Raw genomic sequence first — 18,712 nt, 5'->3', positions numbered from 1 at the left:
AAAGCAGACTTTGCTGAATCTGTCCTTTCGCGAGCAAAAGCCGGCCCGGCGCAGTGCCGGGCCGGCGCGGGAGCCTTACTCCGGCAACGAGAACTGCACCGGTACCAGGCCGATGGCCGGGACCGCCACGCCCTCACGCTGGGCCGGTTCGAAGCGCCAGCGCTTCAGCACCTGCTGGCGTGCGGCCTGGTCCAGGCTGCGCGAGCCACTGCTGCGCTCGATGCTGACCGCGACCGGCTGCCCGCTGCTGTCGACCTCTACCCGCAGCAGCACGGTGCCCTGCTCGTGGTTGCGCAGTGCCGGTACCGGGTAGGCCGGCGGCGGTGCGCTGCGGTACTGCAGCTGGGCACCGGCCAGCGGTGTCGTGCTGTCGACGGACGGCGCCGACTGCACCGGCGCGGGTTCGGCGGCAGGCATGACAATCCCCTGCGCTTCCTCCAGTGTGGCGGTGGGCGCCGGCAACGGCGGTGTGACCCGGGGCACCACGTGCTGCCTGGGCACGACCTGTGGGGGCTCCGAACGGGGCGGCAGCCTGGGCGGCAGCGGCTCGGGCAGTTGCGGGGGAATCAACCGCACCGCGGTGTTGTCGCGGGGCAGGGCGGTTACGGCCTGGTAGGTTGCCGGAATCAGCAGCAACAGGAAGGCCAGCAGATGCAGGGCGATGGCCGCGCTCCAGGCGGCAACGCGGGCGGGGTCGAAGTGCGGGGAAGCAACGGGATACGTACGAACCATGGTCCACCTCCATGCCAGTGACGAAGTCCTCAACGCACCAGGGACCGTGGCGGGGTTGCCGCACGCGGCTGGCAGTGCATCAGTAGCGCGGCGCAGCCGCTACTGCCTAGAGGCAGGGGCGGAATCGTTGAGCTGGGCTTCAGCCAGCGGCGGCGCACATGAAAAAGGCGGGCCCCCTGCGGGACCCGCCTGCGTGCGCGGCAATTGACGCGATCAGCGTCCCAGTTCGAACACCACGTCCAGGTTGACCGAGACCGTGGATTCGCCCGGTGCGACCGGCGTGGCCTTGTCCATCGCGGCGCCGGCGGCCATGGCCCGCATCATCGGCATCGGGCGGTAGCCGCCCCCGGCATTCTCGGAAATGCTGACGATGCGGCGCACCTGCAGGCCGAGCGACTTCGCATAGGTCTGGGCGCGGGCCTGGGCCTTCTTCAGCGCGGCCAGGCGGGCTTCGTCATAGACCGGTTCCGGCTGGTCGATCTCGAAGCTGGGGCCATTGATCTGGTTGGCACCCTGTGCGGCCAATGCGTCGAGCACCTTGCCGAGCTTGGCGATGTCACGGACCTTCAGGCTGACCGTATTGCTGGCCTGGTAGCCGGTGATCTTCGGGGCCTCGTTGTCGGCATAGCGGTACTGCGGGTTGAGGCTGACGCCGCTGGTCTGCACGTCGCGTTCGGCAATGCCGGCGGCCTTGATCGCGGCCAGCACCTTGTCCATCTGCTGGGCGTTCTGGCGCATCGCGCTGTTGCCATCGACGGCCTGGGTGACCACGCCGGCGGACAGGGTGGCCACGTCCGGCACGCGGGTCGCTTCGGCGTTTGACGAGATGTTCAGCAGGGTGCCTTCGGCCGGGGCGGCGATCGACGGCGACGACGGAGCAGCATGGGCGGTCATCGAGGTTCCAAGGGCGAGGGACAGGGCAAGCAGCAGCGGGGTGGCGGTCAGGCGCATGGGAACTCCTTGTTGTGTGACGAGGGTGGTGTCGTAGCGATGAACGCGCTGTGAGCCCGTTCGGGGTTGAATGCGTTCCTGGGCAGGTTGCCGACGATTCAGGTGGCGGCCTCAGGTTATGCTGTGCCGATGCTCTATCTTGCTTCCCGCTCCCCCCGACGCAACCAGTTGCTGGCCCGACTCGGACGCCCCTTCCAGGCCCTGGACCTGGAGGTCGTCGAGCAGCGCGCCGCGACCGAGAGCGCCGAACAGTATGTATGCCGGGTCGCCGCCGACAAGGCGCGCGCCGGGCTGGCCCGGGTGCTGGCCGATGACCCGCAGGCGCGGGTACTGGGCTCGGACACCGAGGTGGTGCTGGACGGCGAAGTATTCGGCAAGCCGGCCGATGCCGCCGATGCGCGGGCGATGCTGGCGCGCCTGGCCGGCCGCACCCACCAGGTGATGACCGCCGTGGTGGTGGTCGGCGCGGACGGCCTGGACAGCGAACTGGTTATTTCCGAGGTGACCTTCGCGCCGATCGATGGCGCGCTGATCGCCGCCTACGTGGCCACCGGCGAACCGCTGGACAAGGCCGGTGCCTATGCCATCCAGGGGGGGGCCGAGCGCTGGATCGAGCACCTGTCCGGCAGCTACTCCGGCGTGATGGGATTGCCATTGCTGCACACCGATCGTTTGCTGGCCCGCTGCGGCGTGCCGGCCCCCATTGCCGATGCCGCCAGGGAGGCTGCAGATGTCTGAGGAAATCCTGGTCAATGTCACCCCGCGCGAGACCCGGGTCGCAGTGATCGAAAACGGCATGCTGCAGGAACTGCACATCGAACGCGGCTGGCGCCGGGGTGTGGTCGGCAACATCTACAAGGGCAAGGTGCAGCGGGTGATGCCCGGCATGCAGGCCGCCTTCGTCGAGGTCGGGCTGGAGCGCGCCGCGTTCCTGCACGCCAACGACGTGGTGCGCCCGGCACCGGTCGCCAGCGCCGATACCGAGAACACCACCCTGCCGCCGCCGGCCAGCGTGCCCATCGTCGAGCTGCTGCGCGACGGCCAGGACATCGTGGTGCAGGTGGTCAAGGACCCGATCGGGACCAAGGGCGCGCGCCTGACCACCCAGATCAGCATTCCCTCGCGCTACATGGTGCTGCTGCCGCAGTCCAAGGTGGTGGGCGTGTCGGCGCGGATCGAGGATGAGACCGAGCGTGCGCGGCTGAAGGCGCTGGTGACCGAGCTGTCGGCCCAGCACGGCGGCTACGGCTACATCGTGCGCACCAATGCCGAGGGCCAGCCGGCCGAGGCCATCGCCGAAGACATCGCCTACCTGTCGCGGGTGTGGAACGTGGTCGAGCGCCGCGGCCGCGAGGCGCCTTCGTGCAGCATCATCTATGAAGACCTGAGCCTGCCGCTGCGATCGGTGCGTGACCTGATCCGCAAGGACGTGGACAAGGTCAAGGTGGACTCGAAGGAGACCTTTGGCCAGCTGCAGGCCTTCGTCGCCAAGTACATGCCGGTGCTGGCCGAGAAACTGGAGCTGTATGCCGGTGATCGTCCGATCTTCGACATGTTCGGGGTGGAGGACGAGATTGGCCGGGCGCTGGACAAGCAGGTGCCGCTGAAGTCGGGTGGCTACCTGGTGATCGACCAGACCGAGGCAATGACCACCATCGACGTCAACACCGGTTCGTTCCTCGGCCAGCGCAACCTGGAAGAGACGGTGTTCCGCACCAACCTGGAGGCGGCGCAGGCCGTGGCGCGGCAGCTGCGGCTGCGCAATCTGGGCGGCATCATCATCATCGACTTCATCGACATGGACGATGCCGAGCACCGCCGCCAGGTGCTGCGCACCCTGGAAAAGGCGCTGGCGCGCGACCATGCCAAGACCACGGTGTACGATTTCTCGCCGCTGGGCCTGGTCGAGATGACCCGCAAGCGCACGGTGGAAAGCCTCGAGCGCCAGCTCTCGGAAACCTGCCCGCAGTGCAGTGGCCGCGGCAGCATCAAGACCACCGAGACGGTGACCTACGAGATCTTCCGCGAGATCACCCGAGCGGTGCGCCAGTTCGATGCTGCACGCCTGCTGGTGATCGCCTCGAGCAAGGTCGTCGCGCGCATCACCGACGAGGAATCCTCGGCCGTGGCCGAACTGGAAGAGTTCCTCGGCAAGAGCATCCGCTTCCAGGCGGATGAGCAGTACCTGCAGGAGCAATTCGATGTTGTTCTGCTCTGATCCTCGCCGGCCGCACGCCGGCGGTGGCCGATGAGCGCGCCGCCGCGCCTGCGACTGCGAAGGATCCGCCGTCATATCATTGCCGCCTGTGCGGTGGGCCTGGTCGGGCTTGCACTGCTGGTGGGCACGCTCAGCCAGCTGTTGCCCCTGGCCGAGCGCCATCCCGACAGGATTGCCGCCTGGCTGAGCGAACGTGCCGGCCAGCCGGTGCGCTTCGACCAGCTGCAGACCGCCTGGACCCGGCGAGGGCCGCTGCTGCAGCTGAAGGGCCTGCGCATCGGTGCCGGGCAGGGACTGGCGATCGGCGAAGCCGAAGTGCTGGTATCGATGTACAGCGGCCTGCTGCCTGGCCGCTCGCTGACCGAACTGCGCCTGCGTGGCCTGGCGCTGGACCTGCAGCAGGGCGAGGACGGCCGCTGGTCGGTGCGTGGCCTGCCGCAGTCCGACCACGGTGGTGATCCGCTGGATGCGCTGCGCAGGCTGGGCGAGCTGCAGGTGATCGGCGGCCGCCTGGGCGTGCATGCGCCGGGCCTGGGCATCGACACCACGCTGCCGCGCATCGACCTGCGCCTGCGCGTCAACGGCGACCGCCTGCGCGTGGGCGTGCGCGCCTGGGCGCAGGCCGATGCCCTGCCGCTGACCGCGGTGCTGGACGTGGACCGCGTGCGCGGCAACGGCGAGGCCTGGCTGGGCGCCGATCCGGTGGATTTCCATGCCTGGTCGCCGCTGCTGGCGGCGGCGGGCGTGCGCCTGCGCGAGGGCAAGGGCGAGCTGAACCTGTGGCTGACCCTGAGTGATTTCGCGCCGGTGGCGCTGACCACCGATTCGGACCTGCGCGAGGTGCGCATCGACGGTGCGCCGATGCCGGAGCTGGCGGCACCGCAGTTGCAACTGCAGCGGCTGCAGGCACGCCTGCGCTGGCAGCGCCAGGCGGATGGCTGGGCCTTGCAGGTGGCGCGCCTGCGCCTGAAGACGGCAGATGGCGAGCAACAGCTCGACGGCCTGCAGCTGCAGGTCGGCAAGCAGCTGCGGGTCAGTTCCGGTGCGGTACAGGCCGGTACCGCGCTGCGCGCGCTGGCGTTGAGTGATCGCCTCGATCCCGGCCTGCGCCACTGGCTGTTCCTGTCCAGACCGCAGCTGGAGGTACGTGAGCTGCAGCTGGCCGGCGAACGTGATGGCCTGCTGCGTGTACAGGGTGAACTGCAGTCGCTGGGCTTCGCCAGCGTGGGGCACTCGCCGGGCCTGCGCGGCCTGGGCGGCCGCTTCGAGGGCGATGCCGATGGCTTCAGCCTGCAGCTGCAACCGGACCGGCAGCTGCAGTTCGATTGGCCGACCGGCTTCGGCGTGCGCCATGACCTGCACCTGGCCGGCCAGGTGGTGGGCTGGCGCGACGAAGGTGGCGGCTGGCGCATCGGCACTGCGGCGATGCGCGTGGAAGGCACCGACTATGCGGCCGATGTGCGCGGCGGCGTCTGGTTCCAGGGGGACGGCACGCGGCCGTGGCTGCAGCTGGCGGCCAAGCTGGACGATGTGCCGATGACGGCGGCCAAGCGCTTCTGGATCCATTCCAGGATGAGCAAGGGCGCCACCGACTGGCTGGACATGGCGCTGGCCGGCGGCCAGGTGCGCAATGGCGTCGGCCTGGTCAGCGGCGACCTCGACGACTGGCCGTTCGACAACAACAATGGCCGCTTCGAGGCCACCGGCCACATCACCAATGGTGATATCCGCTTCCAGCATGACTGGCCGCTGATGAGCCAGGTCGATGCCGATATCGCCTTCATCGGCCCCGGTTTCGACATGCATGGTCGTGGCGACCTGGCGGGCGTGGCGGTGCAGGCGTTCGAGGCCGGCATTCCGGACTTCGGGCAGCAGCCGCTGTATGTGCGTGCCGATACCCAGAGCGAGGCCGGCAAGCTGCTGGCGATGCTGCGGCAGAGCCCGTTGCACAAGGATTATGGCGACACCCTGGACAACCTGGTGGCCAGCGGCCCGGCGCACGTGACCTTCGATCTGCTGCAGCCGCTGCACCTGGACGAAGGCGAGGGGCACCTGCAGGGCACGGTCGACCTCAACGGCGTGAAGCTGGTCGACAAGCGCTTCCAGCTGGCGTTCGACAACATGCATGGGCAGGCACGCTACGGCAACGGCGGTTTCGATGCCGAGGAACTGGCGGTGCGCCACCTCGGCCAGGACGGTCGCCTGAGCCTGCGTGCCGGTGGCTACGTGCACGACAGCAAGCTGGCGTTCGAATCGAAGCTGACCGCCAGTCTCGACGCCGGCGTGCTGATCGACCGCGCGCCGGAGATGGCATGGCTGAAGCCCTATATCAGCGGAACCTCGGCGTGGACCATCGCCGTCAACCTGCCCAGGGTTGCGCCGGGCGCGCCTGCTCCGCCCAGCGAACTGCGCCTGGCGTCGGACCTGGTCGGCACCCGCCTGGACCTGCCGGCGCCGCTGGACAAGCCGGCCGGCGAACCGCTGGCGACCACGGTGGCCGCGCAGCTGCCGATGGGCGCCGGCCGCATCGACGTGGCCTTTGGCCAGCGCCTGGCGCTGGCCGCGCGCAGTCACAACAACCGTACCGGCGTGCAGGTCACCCTGGGTAGCGACCATGTCGATCGCGAGCCACCGGCGAGCGGGCTGACCGTCAATGGCCACAGCCCGACCCTCGATGCACTGGAATGGATCAGCCTGGCCCGTGGCGGCGGCGACGATGACGGCATGCCGCTGCGTGCGGTCGATGTACAGGTGGGCAAGCTGATGCTGATCGGCGGCGTCTTCGAACAGACCCGCCTGCAGCTGCAGCCGGGGTCGCAGGCGCTGGACGTGCGTCTCGACGGGCCTTCGCTGGCCGGTCACCTGACCGTTCCCAACGCCGAAGGCGGCACCATCAGCGGCCAGCTCGATCGCGTGCATTGGCAGTCGCTGCCGCCGGCGCCGGGCGCGGCGGCGCCGGCGCGGGTGCAGGCCGGCGCCAATGACATGGACCCGGCCAAGCTGCCGCCATTCGCACTGGACATTGCCGACCTGCAGTTCGGCAAGGTGGTGCTGGGCCAGGCCGTGCTGCGTACGCGGCCGCTGGGCAATGGCCTGAACGTGGACGAGTTGCGCTTCCGTGCACCGGACCAGGAGATCGACATCAGCGGCCGCTGGTTGGGCCGCACCGGCGGAGCGCGGACCGAGCTGACCGCGCAGGTGCGCAGTGAAGACCTGGGCGGCCTGATGCAGAACCTTGACTACGGCGGCCAGCTGCGCGGTGGCTCCGGCCAGGCGCAGCTGCAGGCCTCGTGGAGTGGCGGGCCTTCGGACTTCCAGCTGGCCAACCTGCAGGGCCGCCTGGACCTGCACGCGCGCAACGGCCAGCTGCTGGAACTGGAGCCGGGTGCCGGCCGCGTGCTGGGCCTGCTCAGCGTGACCCAGCTGCCGCGGCGCCTGATGTTCGACTTCCGTGATTTCTTCTCCAAGGGTTTCGCCTTCAACGAGGTCGACGGCAGCGTGCAGTTCGGCCAGGGCATGGCGCGTACCGACAAGGTGCTGATCGAAGGTCCGGCCGCCAACATCACCATCCGTGGCCAGGCCGACCTGCGTAACCAGCAGTTCGACCAGACCATCGACGTCAACCCGCGTGCCGGCAACCTGCTGACCGTGGTTGGCGCGGTGGCGGGTGGTCCGGTGGGAGCGGCGCTGGGTGCCGCCACCAACGCGGTGCTGTCCAAGCCGTTGGGCGAGATCGGCGCCCGTACCTACAAGGTGACCGGCCCGTGGAAGGAGCCGAAGGTGGAAGTGATCGAACGCAGCCGCGAGAAGGCACCGCCGGCGCCGGCACCGCCCCCCCCAGTACCGCCGACCGTTACCGACCTGCCACGCACGCGTACGCGCTGAGCGTGGCTTTCCTGTTCACGGGGGTTGCCTGGGCGCCCCCGCATCCCCAGATCGAGAACCATGACTGATATCGCCCTGACGCTTGCCCAAGACCGCCTGCTGCGCCCCGGCGGCCTGGATACCGCTGGCCTGGAGCGCACCTTCGGCCAGTTGCTCGGCCCCGGTGTCGACTTCGGCGACCTCTACTTCCAGCATGCCCGCCGCGAGAGCTGGAGTGTGGAAGACGGCATCGTCAAGGACGGTGCCCATTCCATCGAGCAGGGTGTGGGCGTGCGCGCGATCTCCGGCGAGAAGACCGGTTTCGCCTATTCCGATGACATCCATGCCGACGCGCTGCTGACGGCGGCACAGTCGGCGCGTGCGATCTCGCGTGAAGGCGGGGCCCAGTCCGGGCGCTCGCTGCTGCGCGGCAATGCACGCGCGCTGTATCCGGCGCTGGACCCGATCGACGGTATCGGCAACGAGGCCAAGGTCGAGGTCCTCAAGCGCCTGGACGGCTACCTGCGTGCAGCCGACCCGCGCGTGAAGCAGGTGATGGTCAGCCTTTCCGGCGGTGTCGATACCGTGCTGATCGCCCGCAGCGATGGGGTGCTGGGCGCCGACGTGCGCCCACTGGTGCGCCTGAACGTGCAGGTGATCGTCGAGCACAACGGCCGCCGCGAATCCGGCTATGCCGGGGGTGGTGGCCGCTATGGCTATGCCGAACTGTTCGCCGACGGGCGCCCGGAAGCGTTCGCCCGCGAGGCGCTACGCCAGGCGCTGGTGAACCTGGAGGCGGTACCGGCGCCGGCCGGCGTGATGCCGGTGGTGCTGGGCCCGGGCTGGCCCGGGGTGCTGCTGCACGAAGCGGTTGGCCATGGCCTGGAAGGCGACTTCAACCGCAAGGGCACCAGCGTCTACGCCGGCCGTATCGGTGAACGCGTCGCCGCCGCCGGGGTGACGATCGTCGATGACGGCACCCTGGACGGCCGCCGTGGTTCGCTGAACATCGACGATGAAGGCCACCCGAGCCAGTGCACCACGCTGATCGAGGACGGCATCCTGGTTGGCTACATGCAGGACAGCCTCAATGCGCGCCTGATGGGCATGGCGCCGACCGGCAACGGGCGCCGCGAATCGTTCGCGCACCTGACCATGCCGCGCATGACCAACACCTACATGCGGGCCGGCCAGCACGATCCGCAGGAGATGATCCGTTCGGTGAAGAAGGGCCTGTATGCGGTCAACTTCGGTGGTGGCCAGGTCGACATCACCAGCGGCAAGTACGTGTTTTCGGCCACCGAGGCCTACCTGATCGAGGATGGCCGCATCACCGCGCCGGTGAAGGGCGCGACGCTGATCGGCAACGGCCCGGAGACCATGCAGAAGGTGCGCATGGTCGGCAACGACCTCGCCCTCGACGAGGGCGTGGGCATCTGCGGCAAGGACGGGCAGAGCGTGCCGGTGGGCGTCGGCCAGCCCTCGCTGTTGATCGAAGGCATCACCGTCGGCGGTACCCAGGCCTGAGCCGGGCCATGGCCAGCAGCAGCGCCCGGGCCGGCGCGGACTCAGTCCTCGCCGGCGTCGTCGGCGTCGCTGTCGTCGATGTCCTCGGCGCTGGCCTTCAGGCCCAGCGCCGCCGGCAGCATCAGCCCGCGCAGTACCTGGTAGATCTCGCGGTAGGCGCGCGGCGGCTTGTTCCTGGCCTTTTCGGCCTGGGCATTGCGTACCAGCGTGCGCAGCTGCTGGCGGTCGGCCTGCGGATAGTCGTCCAGCAGGGCGGCCAGCGCCTTGTCGCCATCGGCGAGCAGGCGCTCGCGCCAGTCTTCCACGCGGTGCATCATCGCCACTTCGCGGCGGCCGGTCTCGCTGTTGGCATCCAGCGCATCGCGGATCGCCTCCAGGGTCGCTTCGTCCTCGCGGCGCATGTGCTTGGCCAGGAACGCCAGCTGGCGCTTGTGGGCGATGTGGGCGGTGATCCGCTTGCACTCGGCGATGTGCGGCAGCAGGTCCTCCGGGATCGGCAGGCGCGCCAGCTGGGCCGGGGTCAGCGACACCAGCTTTTCACCCAGGGCCAGTACTTCCAGGGCTTCGCCGCGCTTCTGCTTGCGGCTCTTGTCAAGGAATTCACCGGTTTCTTCGTCGCGTCCGCGCATCGTCCACACCTGATTTCAAAAAAGTCGCCCGGCGTGATGCCGGGCCCAACCTGTACAGGATAAAGCATTGAACGTGATCGCCCCTGAAGTCGCCGTTGGCGACGACAGCCCGGCCCGGCTGGAACGGCTGGCCGACCTCTCCCAGCAGCTGCTCGACCGCGCCCGCGCGCTGGGCGCGAGCCAGGCCGAGGTCAGCTGCAGCGAGGATCGCGGGCTGGAGGTCAATGTCCGCCTCGGTGAGGTCGAGACCGTGCAGTCCACCCGCGACCGCGGCATCGCCGTTACGGTCTATTTCGGCCAGCGCAAGGGCAGTGCCAGCACCGGCGACCTGAACGAGGCGAGCCTGGCAGCGACGGTCGAGCAAGCCTGCGCGATCGCCCGCCACACCGAGGACGACCCGGCCGCGGGCCTGGCCGAGGCGGCGCTGATGGCGACCGACTTCCCGGACCTGGATGGCTGGCATCCGTGGGCGCTGCAGGCCGACACCGCAGTGGACCTGGCCCTGGCCTGTGAAAACGCAGGCCGTGAGGCCGATGCACAGATCCGCAATTCCGATGGCGCCTCGGTATCGAGCATGCAGAGCCTGTCGGTGTATGCCAATTCGCATGGCTTCATCGGCCGCGAGCGCGGCACCCACCATTCGGTCGGCTGTGCGCTGATTGCCGGGCAGGGCGATGGCATGCAGCGTGATGGCTGGTACACCAGCGCGCTGGCCCGCGAGGACCTGGAGGATGTAGGCCTGGTCGGTCGCCGTGCCGCCGAGCGCACGGTCGCCCGCCTGCAGCCACGCTCGATGGCCACCGGCAGCATGCCGGTGCTGTTCGCCCCGGAAGTGGCACGCAGCCTGGTCGGTCACCTGCTGTCGGCGGTGTCCGGCGGCGCGCTTTACCGTGAAGCCAGCTTCCTGCTGGACAGCGTCGGCCAGCGCCTGTTCCCGGAGTGGATGCAGATCGAGGAGCTGCCGCACCTGCGCCGCGGCCTGCGCTCGGCCGCCTTCGACGGTGATGGCGTGGCGACCCGCGCCTCGGCCCTGGTCCGAGACGGTGTGCTGCAGCGCTATGTGCTGGGCAGTTACTCGGCACGCAAGCTGGGCCTGCAGACCACCGCCAACGCCGGTGGCGTGCACAACCTGCAGCTGGCAGCCAATGCCGGCTCCCTGCAGGAGATCGCCCGGCAGATGGGCGACGGCCTGCTGGTGACCGAGCTGATGGGGCAGGGCGTGAACGGGGTGACCGGCGACTATTCGCGGGGAGCGGGTGGCTTCCGGGTCGAGAACGGCCAGATCCAGTACCCGGTGGACGGCATCACCATTGCCGGCAACCTGCGCGAGATGTTCAGCAGCATCGAGGCGGTCGGCAGCGATGTGGACCCGCGCTCGCACATCCGGACCGGTTCGATCCTGCTGGGACGGATGACGATCGCCGGTAATGATTGATGGCATTGATGGCGTAAGCTATGCGCGCCTGACGCAACCAGCTGGGTGCTGGTTGGTCAAGACCACCCAATGAAAAGGAGTTTTGTCGTGAGCGAATTCGATAACGTCCCGCCGCCGCCGCCGGCCACCACCGATGTGCCGGCCGACCAGCGCACCATGGCCCTGGCCGCGCACCTGCTGGGCATCTTCACCGGCTTCATCGGCGCGCTGATCATCTGGCTGATCAACAAGGACGATGCCGGCAAGGCCTTCGTGACCGACCAGGCCAAGGAAGCGCTGAACTTCCAGATCACCGTGACCATCGCGATGGTCATCAGCATCATCCTGATGATCGTGATCATCGGCGGCATCCTGGCGCCGATCGTGGGCGTCATCAACCTGGTGTTCTGCATCATCGCTGCAGTGAAGGCCAACAACGGCGAAGCCTACCGCTACCCGTTCACCCTGCGCCTGATCAAGTAAGACTGGCCGCATGTGCAAATGAAAACGCCCGGCATTGCCGGGCGTTTTTTCTTGCCAGCGGGGCGCGCTCCAGGCCCGCCACCGGCGATCAGTGATCGCGCTCCACCGCGAGCGTGGCCAGCGCACGCAGCGCATCGGCCTCCTCGCCATATCCAGCCAGCACCGCCTGCATGCGTGCGGCAAGTTCGTGCAGCTGCGCCTTCGCGCCATCCATGCCGAGCAGGGCGGGGAAGGTGCTCTTGTCCTGTGCCTGGTCCTTGCCGGCGGTCTTGCCCAGCTGTTCGGAGCTGGCTTCGACATCGAGGATGTCATCGCGGACCTGGAAGGCCAGGCCGAGCGCGTCGGCGAAGCTGTCCAGCTGGGCCAGCTGGGCATCGTTGGCATGGCCGCACAGCGCACCCATGCGCACCGCCGCGCGGATCAGCGCGCCGGTCTTCAGGGCGTGCATGCGGGTCAGCGCGGCCAGCGTCTGCTGCTGGCCGGTGGCATCGATGTCCAGCGCCTGGCCACCGCACATGCCGGCGGCGCCGGAGGCATGGCACAGGGTCTGCAGGCAGGCCACGCGCAGGGTCGCCGGCAGCGGTGCATCGGCCAGCAGGCCGAACGCACGGGTCTGCAGCGCATCGCCGGCCAGGATCGCAGTGGCTTCGTCGAAGGCGATGTGGGTGGTCGGCTTGCCACGGCGCAGGGCGTCATCGTCCATGGCCGGCAGGTCGTCATGCACCAGCGAATAGGCGTGGATCAGTTCGACCGCCATCGCCGCGGCATCCAGCTGTTCCGGCTGCGCGCCGAACAGGTGGCCGCTGGCATATACCAGCAGCGGGCGCATGCGCTTGCCGCCGCCGAGCACCGAATAGCGCATGGCCCGGTGCAGGCCCTGCGGTGCTTCGGCAGGCGAGGGCAGCGCCGCGTCGAGCTGGCTTTCGATCCGGTCGCGCCAACGCGCGAACATTGCCTCAGCCGTCATGGCTGGGCGGATCGAAGGGCTCGGCCGTTTCCGGCTGGGCCGGATCGCTGAGCAGGCGAACGCGCAGTTCCGCCTGCTCCAGCGCCTGCTGGCACTGGCGGTACAGGCCGACGCCTCGTTCGTAAGCACTGAGCGAAGCTTCCAGGCTCAGCTCGCCGGTTTCCATCTGCTCCACCAGCTGCTCCAGCGATTCGAGCGACTGCTCGAACTGGGCGACCGGGGAGGCGTTTTCGGGGGACTTCTTGACCATGCCACAAGTGTGGACGGGCCGCGCGCGGGGGTCAATTCACCAACCGCCGGGACGCCACTGCAGCTGCGCCTGGTGGGCCTGCAACCAGGCCTGCAAGGGCGCGGCGATGACCACGTCCGCGGCCGCGAGCAACTGCGCGCCATCGAACACCAGCGGCAGCTGTGCGCGCCGCCATGGCGCCAGGTGTTCGCGTTGCAGGCAGTCCTTCAGCGCGTGCGAATGCTGGCGACCGGGCAGCAGGATGCGCTCGCCGCCCACGCGTGCGCGCACCTGCAGCGGGCGGTCGAAGGCCGCGCCTCCCTGCAGGCACAGCTGGCCGCCGTCGGGCAGCGCCAACGGCGCACGCCCGTCCCATTCGGCCTGCCAGTGGTGGGGCAACGCCGGCAGCTGGGCCGGCAGCAGGTAGGCGTGGTCGCGCCACTGCTGGATGGCATGGTCGTGCCAGCGCACGCGCGCCTGGCGGTCGTTGCCGGCGGGCAGCAGTTCGTCCAGCACCTGCTGCAGTACCGTGGCCGGCAGCGGTGCCGCAGCGTGGCCCTGCACCCAGGCGCGCAGCACGCGCGCGGCGCGGCCGGGCGAGACCTGGCGCAGCAGCGACAGTGACAGCACGCGCGGAGCCACTTCCAGATGTGCGACCAGTTCGGCGTCTTCCTCGTCCAGCAGTTCGCGGGTCTGTCGGCAATGCGTGGCGCTGGCAGCCAGGGCCGCGCCTGCATGTGGCCAGCGCTCGCGCAGCAGCGGCAGCACCTGCAGGCGCAGGAAGTTGCGATCGGCGTGGTCGTCGCCATTGCTGGGGTCTTCGATCCAGCGCAATGCGTGGCAATGGGCGTAGGCGAGCAGGGCGCTGCGCGGCACCGGCAGCAGGGGGCGCCACAGCGGATGTGCGCCGAGCCGGCTGTCGGTGGCCATCGCCGCGAGGCCGTCGACGCCGGAGCCGCGCAGGGCGCGCAGCAGGAAGGTCTCGGCCTGGTCGTCCTGGTGCTGCGCCAGCACCAGCGTCTCCCCGTCGCGCAGCTCGGCCGCAAACGCGGCACGCCGTGCCTGCCGCGCGGCGCCTTCCAGTCCCAGGCCGCTGCCGTCTTCAACCCGCACGCGATGCACGGACAGTTCGATGCCCAGTGCCGCGCATTGCTGCCGGCAGTGCAGCACCCAGTCATCGGCGGCGGATTGCAGGCCGTGATGCACGTGCACCGCACGCAACGAGGTTGCGGATGCCTGGGCGCAGCGGCACAGCCAATGCAGCAGTACGGTGGAGTCGACCCCACCGCTGTAGCCCACCAGCAGGGGAGCATGCAGTGGAACCAGGGCAGGGAAGGCAGTCACGCCGCAAGTATAGGGGGTGGGGTTACCTGGCAGGGCGCAGCCCTGCCCGCTGCTGCTGGTGGTGCCGACCCCGCTGCTGCGGGTGGTGGGTGCCGACCGTTGGTCGGCACGGGGTCCAAGCAAGAATTTATTTCGATATCTGACAGATTTCATCCACGCATGGCGTGGATCTACTGCGAAGGTGGCACTGTGGGCTTGCGGGGGGAAGCCCCCATGGACGGGTCTACCGTGCCGCCGCAGATGCCGTTGCTTGAAGCTTCGGCAGGTGCAGGGCGCAGCCCTGCCGAAACACCTATTTCAGCCGCCGACCCTTGCGGTCGATGCGGAACCGGTCGCCGCCTTCCATCGGTGTGTGGCCATTGGCATCGGGCGTCCCGCGCCGGCAGCCATTGCAGACCTCGGCGACGCCTTCCCGGAAGGGCCAGGCAAAATCGAAGGTGCCGGGCACCCGCTGCTGGAACTTCAGGTCGAAGAACGCCACGCGATTGCCGACGCGGGCACGCAGCAGGCCTTCCTGCGGCGTGTCCGGGCCGTTGTCCCAGGTCAGTACCGGCAGGCTGCGACCCTTGCGGTTGACGTAGTGGAAGCCTTCACCGGCGTAGACCACGGCCAGGCCGTGCTCGTCGTAGTTCAGGTCCTTCAGCGTCGTGGCGGCGATCTTCGGGCGCGCGTTGACCACCTCGCAGTTGGGCAGCGGCCACAGCCCGTGCTCATCGGTGAGGATCCTGCACTCCGGCCCCTGCGCCAGCACGCTGCCGCTGGCGAGCATGCCGAGCACGACCAGCGACCGCGCAAGGCGGCCGCTGGCAGAGGCAGGCCGGGCCGGCTGCGGGGTCACTTGGCTTCGGCCTTGCGTTCGAACGCGGTCGGCGCCGGCAGCTGCACCGGCACGCCCTTGTCGTCGCAGGTACCGGCCTGGCACAGGCGCTCGCGCAGGGCCGGGGTGGCCTGCACGATCATGTGGTAGATCGCGTTCTGTTCCAGCGTACCGCGGATCGCCTTGCTGCCCGGGCCGCGCGCCCAGATGCCGACGTCCTCGCCACCATGCGACTCGGACTTCATCGGCACCAGTGCTTCCTGCATGTAGTCCGGGTGTTCGGTATCGACCTCACGCAGGTTCGGGCGGCCATTGGCCGGCTCGAAGCTGCTCGGGTTGTGCGGATAGCGCTTGGCGCCTGCCGGCTGCTGGTTGCTGCTGCCGGTGTGGCCCGGGCCGTTGGCGTAGCTCAGCGTGGTGTACGGCTGGCCGGTACCGTCCAGCGCATAGTCGAGCTTGCCGGCGCCGTCTTCGCCGCCCTTGTCCTTGACCTTGCCCAGGATCGGGTTGCCGCGGGCCGGGTAGCCGACGAAGTTCAGGGTGTGCGAGTGATCGGCGGTCACGATGATCAGGGTGTCGTCGGCCGAGGTCAGCTCATTGGCCACGCGTACCGCGTCGGACAGGGCCACGGTCTCGGTCAGTGCACGGTAGGCGTTGCCGCTGTGGTTGGCGTGGTCGATGCGCGCGCCTTCGATCATCAGCACGTAGCCTTCCTGGTGGCGCGACAGGTTCCTGATCGCGGCGGCGGTCAGTTCGGCCAGGCTCGGCTCGCCGCCCGGATCCTGCGGGCGCTCGTACTCGTAGCGCATGTGGTCCGGTTCGAACAGGCCGAGGATGGCCGGTGCGTTGGCGGCGGCCGCCAGCTGCTTGCTGTTCCAGACATAGGCACCCTGCGGATGGGCCTGCTGCCATTCCTGGACCAGGCTGCGCCCGTCCAGGCGCTGGCCGACCTTGTCGTCGTATTCCGGATCACGCTCTTCCACGGTGGTGAACTCACCACGGCCGCCGCCCAGGGCGACCAGCGGGCCACGACCATAGCGCGAGGTCGACAGCAGTTGCTGGGCGATGTCCTTGCAACCGGCAGCCTTGGCCGCTTCGGTCAGGTCGGTGTCGTTTTCCCAGTTGCGTTCGGGCGAATGCGCGTAGGTGGCGGCCGGGGTGGCATGGGTCAGGCGCGCGGTGGACACCACGCCGGTGGCCAGGCCCGCGCTGTCGGCCAGCTGCAGCCAGGTCAGCAGGCCCTTGGACAGGCTGTCGGCGCAGTCGGTGCGGCTGCCGGCGCTGACACCGATCGCGCCCATGTGGGTCTTCACGCCGGTGGTGATGGCGGTCATGGTGCCGGCCGAATCCGGAGTCTGCGAGTCGGTGTTGTAGGTCTTGCTGAACGCCGTTGCCGGGAAGCGCTCCCACGACAGCAGGTTCTCTTCGCCCGAGCCGCCCTTCTGCTGGCCCTCGTAGATGCGCGAGGCGGCCACGGTGGTCAGGCTCATGCCGTCGCCGAGGAACAGGATCACGTTCCTGGCCTTGCCGGACATGGCACCGTTGGCCGCAGCCTGGGCAGCGCCGCTGCGATACCACCACTGCGGGGTCTCGCCGGCCGGGTGGGCGACCGGATCGACGGCAACCTTGAGGCCGGCCGGAGCGGACGCGGGAGCAGTGCTGGCGCAGGCGCCGAGCAGCAGGGTGGTGGCACAGGCGGCCAACAGGGAGACGGAACGACGCATGGACGCTGGGATCTCACAAACTGTAACGGGACGTTCATTATGCCCGCCCTCGCAAGGCACGCCGATGACACACTGATTTGCCGGCGGGGCGGTCGTTCCGCGGGCCGCCTTGGGCTATCGTGCCAGCATCCCTTCCTTCCCTCTGGATTGCCTATGAAGCTGGTCTCTGCCTGGCTGCGGATTCCATTCTGGCAGCGCGTGGTCGGTGGCTTCGTGCTCGGCGCGCTGGCCGGCTGGGCGCTGGGCCCGGCCGCGGAAACGTGGTTCGGCCCGCTCGGCGAGCTGTACGTCACCCTGATCAAGATGATCGCGGTGCCCCTGGTGTTCTTCGCGGTCATCAACGCGATCTCGTCGCTGCACGGCCAGAAGTCGGTTGCCGCGCTCAGTGGCCGCACCTTCCTGTGGTTCGTGATCACCGCGGCACTGGCGGTCTGCGTCGGCCTGGCGGTAGGCACCGTGCTGCAGCCCGGTGCCGGTGGCCTGCAGCTGTCGATGGCCAGTAATTACGTGCCGCGCGAAGTGCCGAGCGTGGTGCAGGTTCTGCTGGACGTGGTGCCGGCCAACGTCTTCTATGCGTTGTCGGGCATCGGCACCAAGGTCAATGCGGCCGGTGAAACCGTGCTGGCCGCCGGCCGTGGCTCGATCCTGCCGGTGATCTTCTTCGCCGGCCTGGTCGGCTTCGCCATCGTCAAGCTGGGCGAGAAGGTGACCGAGGCGCGCAAGCTGGTCGGCCAGATGAGCGACATCATGATCCAGGTGACCCGCTTCGTGCTGGAAGTCACTCCGATCGGTACCTTCGGCCTGATCGCCGGCCTGGTCGGCAGCTACGGCTTCGAGAAGCTGCTGCCGCTGGGTCACTTCGTGCTGGCCCTGTACGTGGCCTGCGCCCTGCACATCGTGGTGGTGTACAGCGCGCTGCTGCTGGCGCATGGCCTGAATCCGCTGAAGTTCTTCCGCGGCGCGGCGCCGGGCATGCAGGTGGCCTTCGTCAGCTCGTCCAGCTTCGCCGCGATGCCGGTGGCGCTGCGCTCGATCACCCACAACCTGGGCGTCAACAAGGACTACGGTTCATTCGCGGTACCGCTGGGTGCCAGCATCAAGATGGACGGCTGCGGTGCGATCTATCCGGCGCTGTGCGCGGTGTTCATCGCGCAGTACAGCGGTGTGCCGCTGACGCCGGAGCAGTATGTGGTGGTGCTGATCGCCTCGGTACTGGGCAGCTTCGGCACCGCCGGCGTGCCGGGTACCGCGGTGATCATGGCCACGGTGGTGCTGAGCGCGGCCAACCTGCCGCTGGAGACGATCGGTTACCTGTATGCCATCGACCGCATCCTGGACATGATGCGCACGATGACCAACGTGACCGGACAGATGCTGGTGCCGGTGCTGGTGGCCAAGGAAACCGGGCTGCTTGACCAGGCTGTGTATGACAACCCGTCCAGCAACGTGGGCGTGGACGATCCCGACCCGACACCGCCGCGCGCGTGAGGCGCTGCGGTGACGAAAGGCCCGCCTGACCGGCGGGCCTTTCCATGAGTGGATCCAGGCCATGCCGACCAACGGTCGGCACCGGGCAGCAGTAGATCCACGCCATGCGTGGATGGGAAGGGCCGTGCCGACCCACGGTCGGCACCCACCACAGCCCTGCAGCAGTAGCTCCACGCCATGCCTGGATGGGAGGGCCGTGCCGACCCACGGTCGGCACCCACCGCAGCCCTGCAGCAGTAGATCCACGCCATGCCTGGATGGGAGGGCCGTGCCGACCCACGGTCGGCACCCACCGGCACCCACCGCAGCCCTGCAGCAGTAGATC

The 18,712-nt window shown here is 68.8% G+C and carries 15 protein-coding genes; 7 read left to right on the top strand and 8 right to left on the bottom strand.

The genetic code is table 11. The annotated features are described in order from the left end of the window. Positions 1–75: 75 nt before the first annotated feature. Together Q0P60_RS05330 and Q0P60_RS05325 are read right to left on the bottom strand one after the other, a co-directional pair. Positions 76–732, bottom strand: coding sequence for an energy transducer TonB (locus tag Q0P60_RS05330; RefSeq protein ID WP_294989312.1), 657 nt, complete (start codon positions 730–732; stop codon positions 76–78). 213 nt (positions 733–945) lie between these two features. After that, positions 946–1,683 (bottom strand): SIMPL domain-containing protein, encoded by a 738-nt coding sequence (locus Q0P60_RS05325; RefSeq protein WP_294989309.1) that lies wholly within the window; start codon positions 1,681–1,683, stop codon positions 946–948. A 129-nt stretch (positions 1,684–1,812) separates the two neighbouring features. Between Q0P60_RS05325 and Q0P60_RS05320 the strand changes: the two genes are divergently transcribed. From Q0P60_RS05320 to tldD, 4 genes are read left to right on the top strand one after another with little or no spacing between them, the layout of a single operon-like run. Further along, on the top strand, positions 1,813–2,421 hold the full coding sequence (locus Q0P60_RS05320; protein WP_294989305.1) for a Maf family nucleotide pyrophosphatase: 609 nt from the start codon (positions 1,813–1,815) through the stop codon (positions 2,419–2,421). Next, positions 2,414–3,901 (top strand): ribonuclease G, encoded by a 1,488-nt coding sequence (gene rng / locus Q0P60_RS05315; RefSeq protein WP_294989302.1) that lies wholly within the window; start codon positions 2,414–2,416, stop codon positions 3,899–3,901. The genes Q0P60_RS05320 and rng overlap by 8 nt, the downstream gene beginning before the upstream one ends. Before the next feature lie 30 nt (positions 3,902–3,931). Then, a complete protein-coding gene (locus tag Q0P60_RS05310) occupies positions 3,932–7,786 on the top strand; it encodes a YhdP family protein (RefSeq protein WP_294989299.1) in 3,855 nt (1,284 codons plus the stop codon). A 60-nt stretch (positions 7,787–7,846) separates the two neighbouring features. Next, on the top strand, positions 7,847–9,292 hold the full coding sequence (tldD, locus tag Q0P60_RS05305) for a metalloprotease TldD (protein ID WP_294989296.1): 1,446 nt from the start codon (positions 7,847–7,849) through the stop codon (positions 9,290–9,292). A gap of 41 nt (positions 9,293–9,333) precedes the next feature. Here tldD and yjgA read toward each other — a convergent pair whose 3' ends face one another. After that, positions 9,334–9,921, bottom strand: coding sequence for a ribosome biogenesis factor YjgA (yjgA, locus tag Q0P60_RS05300; RefSeq protein WP_294989291.1), 588 nt, complete (start codon positions 9,919–9,921; stop codon positions 9,334–9,336). 67 nt (positions 9,922–9,988) lie between these two features. Between yjgA and pmbA the strand changes: the two genes are divergently transcribed. Then, positions 9,989–11,356, top strand: a complete 1,368-nt coding sequence (gene pmbA / locus Q0P60_RS05295) for a metalloprotease PmbA (RefSeq protein ID WP_294989288.1) — start codon at positions 9,989–9,991, stop codon at positions 11,354–11,356. 87 nt (positions 11,357–11,443) lie between these two features. Continuing rightward, positions 11,444–11,818, top strand: a complete 375-nt coding sequence (locus Q0P60_RS05290; RefSeq protein ID WP_075677034.1) for a DUF4870 domain-containing protein — start codon at positions 11,444–11,446, stop codon at positions 11,816–11,818. Between the two features lie 88 nt (positions 11,819–11,906). On the opposite strand, the gene Q0P60_RS05285 is transcribed toward Q0P60_RS05290, so the two are convergent. From Q0P60_RS05285 to Q0P60_RS05265, 5 genes are all read right to left on the bottom strand, one after another. Next, on the bottom strand, positions 11,907–12,785 hold the full coding sequence (locus Q0P60_RS05285; RefSeq protein ID WP_294989283.1) for a farnesyl diphosphate synthase: 879 nt from the start codon (positions 12,783–12,785) through the stop codon (positions 11,907–11,909). Further along, the gene (locus Q0P60_RS05280; protein ID WP_222388629.1) at positions 12,775–13,035 is read right to left on the bottom strand and encodes an exodeoxyribonuclease VII small subunit; all 261 of its coding nucleotides are present in this window, start codon (positions 13,033–13,035) and stop codon (positions 12,775–12,777) included. Before Q0P60_RS05280 ends, Q0P60_RS05285 begins: the two co-directional genes overlap by 11 nt. Before the next feature lie 36 nt (positions 13,036–13,071). Beyond that, entirely contained in the window at positions 13,072–14,358 is a 1,287-nt protein-coding gene (gene tilS, locus Q0P60_RS05275) for a tRNA lysidine(34) synthetase TilS (RefSeq protein WP_294989277.1), read from the bottom strand. A 292-nt stretch (positions 14,359–14,650) separates the two neighbouring features. Beyond that, positions 14,651–15,196 carry a WG repeat-containing protein gene (locus tag Q0P60_RS05270; RefSeq protein ID WP_294989274.1) on the bottom strand — a complete coding sequence of 182 codons (546 nt, stop codon included), beginning with the start codon at positions 15,194–15,196 and terminating at the stop codon, positions 14,651–14,653. Next, positions 15,193–16,899 carry an alkaline phosphatase gene (locus tag Q0P60_RS05265; RefSeq protein WP_294989271.1) on the bottom strand — a complete coding sequence of 569 codons (1,707 nt, stop codon included), beginning with the start codon at positions 16,897–16,899 and terminating at the stop codon, positions 15,193–15,195. The genes Q0P60_RS05270 and Q0P60_RS05265 overlap by 4 nt, the downstream gene beginning before the upstream one ends. A 153-nt stretch (positions 16,900–17,052) precedes the next feature. Between Q0P60_RS05265 and Q0P60_RS05260 the strand changes: the two genes are divergently transcribed. Then, positions 17,053–18,387 (top strand): dicarboxylate/amino acid:cation symporter, encoded by a 1,335-nt coding sequence (locus Q0P60_RS05260; RefSeq protein WP_294989268.1) that lies wholly within the window; start codon positions 17,053–17,055, stop codon positions 18,385–18,387. Positions 18,388–18,712: the final 325 nt, after the last annotated feature.

The sequence above is a fragment of the uncultured Stenotrophomonas sp. genome (genome assembly GCF_945952405.1).
GTDB lineage: Bacteria > Pseudomonadota > Gammaproteobacteria > Xanthomonadales > Xanthomonadaceae > Stenotrophomonas.
The sequence above is the reverse complement of the archived record's forward strand: the minus strand, read 5'-3'. Positions and strand labels throughout refer to the sequence as shown.